Source organism: Capsulimonas sp. (genome assembly GCF_039929585.1).
Classification (GTDB): domain Bacteria; phylum Armatimonadota; class Armatimonadia; order Armatimonadales; family Capsulimonadaceae; genus Capsulimonas.
The window spans coordinates 1-3,309 of the sequence record NZ_JBDSQY010000341.1; the positions used below are offsets into that span (position 1 = coordinate 1).

Consider the following 3,309-nt stretch of genomic DNA (forward strand, 5'->3'; position numbering starts at 1 on the left):
GGGGCCAAAACCGAGTCCCCCAGAATTGGGGCGGAGGGGCCAAAACCGAGTCCCCCAGAATTGGGGCGGAGGGGCCAAAACCGAGTCCCCCAGAATTGGGGCGGAGGGGCCTCTTCTCCTATGACCAAACGACAAAACTCGCCTGGGCGGTAGTTACGAACACCCCTTTTCCCGGGCTTTAGCCCTTCACTGGGAAAAGGGGGAAACGCGCTAAAGCGCCGGGGGAATAGGTCGCTACCGCGTTGTCCGTCCCGCCGAGATGTAGATCCGTTCCATCAGCGTGCTGCCGAGAGCGGCTTGGTCCACGGTGACGAGTGGGACGGGGAGAGTGTTGCCCAGGAGGGCTTCCACCCACAGCTCGAAGGCGTGCGGGGCGCTGGCGGGAAGTTCGGTGATGGGGGAGCCGTCGGCGCCTTCGACTTTTTTGGAGAAGTAAAGGACCTGAGTATAACCGATAACCTGGATCTGGCCTTCGGTTCCATAAATCTCCCAGGTGGACTTGAGCTTTGGATCGATCCAGCTGGCGTCGAACGTGGCTGTCGCGCCGGAGGCGAAGGTGAGTAGGGCTGTGCCGTACTCGTCGATCTCATCGCCGTAGCGTCCGCCCTTGTTGCCGAGCGCCGCCGCCAGGCTCGTGACTTCGCCTTCGCTGGGGATGATCGTGTCGATAATCAGGTCCAGCATGTGCGCGCCCAGGTCCAGCATCGCGCCGCCGCCGGCAAGGGACTTGTCGGCGAGCCAGCGCCAGTCAGTGTCGAACCAGCCGTCCAGCGCCGCCTGATGGCAGTTGGAGTAGCTGACGCGGGTGATCTTGCCCAGGTTGCCGGCCTCAATCTCCTTCTTGATGAAGATGTTGATGGGGCTGCTGCGCTGGAAGAAACCGGTCTGGAAAATCACGCCGGCTTCTTTGATGGCGGCGGCGATATTGGCGGAATCTTCCGCGCCCAGGCCCAGCGGCTTCTCGACAAACAGGTTCTTACCCGCCTTCGCGGCGCGGATCACGAGGTCTTCATGGAAGTTTGTCTCGGAGCAGACGATCACCGAGGTAACCTCGGGATCGTTCAAAATCGTGTCGACATCCGAGACGAACTGTGCGCCGGTCTCGCCAGCGACCTTCGTTCCGCGCTCGGCCTCACGGTCGTAAACATATTTGACGGTGATCTGGCCGCTTCTGGCATTGAGACGGCGTACGAAATCCGGCGTGTGAATGTGGGCGACGCCCAAAAAAGCGGTGGTGAGTTTTGTCATGATACGATATTATGGCAGGAGGGGGCGGGGGCGTCAAGACAAAACACGCTCCGAAAATATTGACGACTGGGTATTGACACCAAGCCTTACTGAGGGTATACTTGTTCTCGTTCGCCCGCTAGTGAAAACAAGCAAAAGCGAAAAGGCCATGGGGGTGTAGCTCAATTGGTTAGAGCGCTGCCCTGTCAAGGCAGAGGCCGCGGGTTCAAGTCCCGTCATCCCCGCCACTTAAAGAATTAGCCGCAGAATCGACGCAATGAAGAAATTGCCCGGTTTTGCGGTTTTTTCGTTTTTATACTGGTTCGCTGTGCGACGGTTCCACTATGGAACTATTTTCTTCGTTCCTTTGTAAACTAAGGAGAAGAGGGGTACGATAAACGCACAGATGAAACGGCGACTTTACAACTGGGTGATGCTGGTCCTCCTCCTGACGATGTTCGTACAGGCGGTTGTTCCTGCATGCGCTCTCGCGGACGTTAGCGTTCGTTGTGTGGGGGCATCCCCGTCGTCGCGTCCTTGTATGCACGCTGTTATTCCTATTTCTGGAGCGACGCCGTCACAAATTCGCTGTTCGCAAATGTCCTGCTGCCGCTCCAAAGCGGCGCTGATGCGCGCCTGCGGGATGGCGATGTCGCATACGGGCGCTTCGCCGCAGCCGGAGCTGCATGCCGCCACATGTTTGATTACGGTGAAGTCGCTTCGAAGCTCCCAGGCCGCGTTCACTCCCACCACGCAGCGATGGATGCTGGACGCCGCCCCCGCAGCCGCCCCGCCTGCTGCTGTCGTTTCCGTTTCCTTGCCGATTGAAATTCCTGTGGACGCCCCTCGTCCGCAATCTTCGCCTTGTTCACCGCGCCCATCGATTCGTTCGCATGGGTTACGTGCGCCTCCAATTTCCTAACCCTTCGCTCCAAGTCGCTTTGGCGTAACGCCCTTTGCGGCCGATCAAATCTATCCGACTACGATATCCACCCTGTCTTGATGTGGGAGGTTCGCTCCTGCCTCAAGCCATAGCCCACGCCACACGGAAGTCCCTTTTGTGACTTTCACAAGGAGAATAACAACATGAAGACCGCGATTGCTCTCGCCGTTCTGGCGATCAGCCTGACGCCTCTGTCCGCAAACGCCGCCAAGCCCAAGGCGCACGCCAAGACCGCTCCGACGACCTATGTGTGCTCCAAGTGCCATATGAAGTATGACGCCGCCACGGCGAAGAAGGATCACTTCAAAGATCCGATGGACGGCGGTAAGCTCGTTCCTGTTGCGGTGTCTAAGAAAGCCGTGCCCGCGAAGCCAATGGGCGGCATGAAAATGTAGCCTGCGGGCAGACAAATGTCGCCTTCGGGCGGCAAGGCGCCGGGAACGCAAGCTTGGCGCCCTCCTGGCCTCGGCGGTTCTTAGGGATGAGAACCGCCGAGGGTTGAACCAACTCTCGCCAAGCCGCTTTTTTGAGATCGGCTTTCTGGATCGGATACTTCTATGCGCGGACTCTGGAAAAATACGCTGAGCCTCCTGGCTCTCGTCATCGTGATTGCGATCACTCTTGTGGCTGTGCGGAGCTTCCATAAGCCTGGACAGCTCGATGTGATTTCCGCCCAGGCGATGGATATGAGCGCCATGCGTCCACCCACGGGCGCCGCTCCGGTTTCCCTCGCGTCCGTGCGGCGAGGATCACTGGACGATACGGTGACTTACACGGGATCGGTCCTGCCCTTCAACGAGCAGGAGATTTCACCGCGTATCACGGGGGCGCTCGTCTCGCTGCCCGTGTATCCTGGGGACCGCGTGCGCGCCGGGCAATTGATCGCACAGCTTGACAGCGCTGAACTTTCCGCCAAAACGCAGCAGGCGATCCAGGCGGCGAACGGGGCGCGGATCAACGCGCAGGTTGCGCATCTGACGCATCATTTGCACCACCGCGCCGCCGTCGCGCAGGCGACCGCTCAGTACTCCGTGGCGGCGCAGGGCGTGTCCGACGCGCAGGCCGAGGCGCAGGCTAGCGCCGACGCCATTGCCGACGCACAGGCGGGCGTACAAATCGCCCAGGCCAGCGCGGATTAT

At 59.8% G+C, this 3,309-nt stretch carries 4 protein-coding genes and 1 tRNA gene; 4 read left to right on the top strand and 1 reads right to left on the bottom strand.

What is annotated here, in order from left to right; genetic code table 11:
• Nucleotides 1-234: 234 nt before the first annotated feature.
• A complete protein-coding gene (locus tag ABIZ35_RS26240; RefSeq protein WP_348222901.1) occupies nt 235-1,248 on the bottom strand; it encodes a Gfo/Idh/MocA family oxidoreductase in 1,014 nt (337 codons plus the stop codon).
• 150 nt (nt 1,249-1,398) lie between these two features.
• On the opposite strand from ABIZ35_RS26240, the gene ABIZ35_RS26245 reads away from it, so the two are divergent.
• The 4 genes from ABIZ35_RS26245 to ABIZ35_RS26260 form a co-directional block, all read left to right on the top strand.
• Nucleotides 1,399-1,475, top strand: a tRNA-Asp gene (locus ABIZ35_RS26245).
• A gap of 158 nt (nt 1,476-1,633) precedes the next feature.
• Nucleotides 1,634-2,149, top strand: a complete 516-nt coding sequence (locus ABIZ35_RS26250; protein ID WP_348222902.1) for a hypothetical protein — start codon at nt 1,634-1,636, stop codon at nt 2,147-2,149.
• 164 nt (nt 2,150-2,313) lie between these two features.
• Nucleotides 2,314-2,565 (top strand): hypothetical protein, encoded by a 252-nt coding sequence (locus tag ABIZ35_RS26255; RefSeq protein WP_348222903.1) that lies wholly within the window; start codon nt 2,314-2,316, stop codon nt 2,563-2,565.
• Between the two features lie 162 nt (nt 2,566-2,727).
• On the top strand, nt 2,728-3,309 hold a 582-nt coding region (locus ABIZ35_RS26260), incomplete at its 3' end, for a biotin/lipoyl-binding protein (protein WP_348222904.1).

Bases quoted from the DNA above. Each gene is read 5' to 3' on its own strand.
- ABIZ35_RS26250 (WP_348222902.1), top strand. From the start codon at position 1,634: ATGAAACGGCGACTTTACAACTGGGTGATGCTGGTCCTCCTCCTGACG.
- ABIZ35_RS26255 (WP_348222903.1), top strand. From the start codon at position 2,314: ATGAAGACCGCGATTGCTCTCGCCGTTCTGGCGATCAGCCTGACGCCT.
- ABIZ35_RS26240 (WP_348222901.1), bottom strand. From the start codon at position 1,248: ATGACAAAACTCACCACCGCTTTTTTGGGCGTCGCCCACATTCACACG.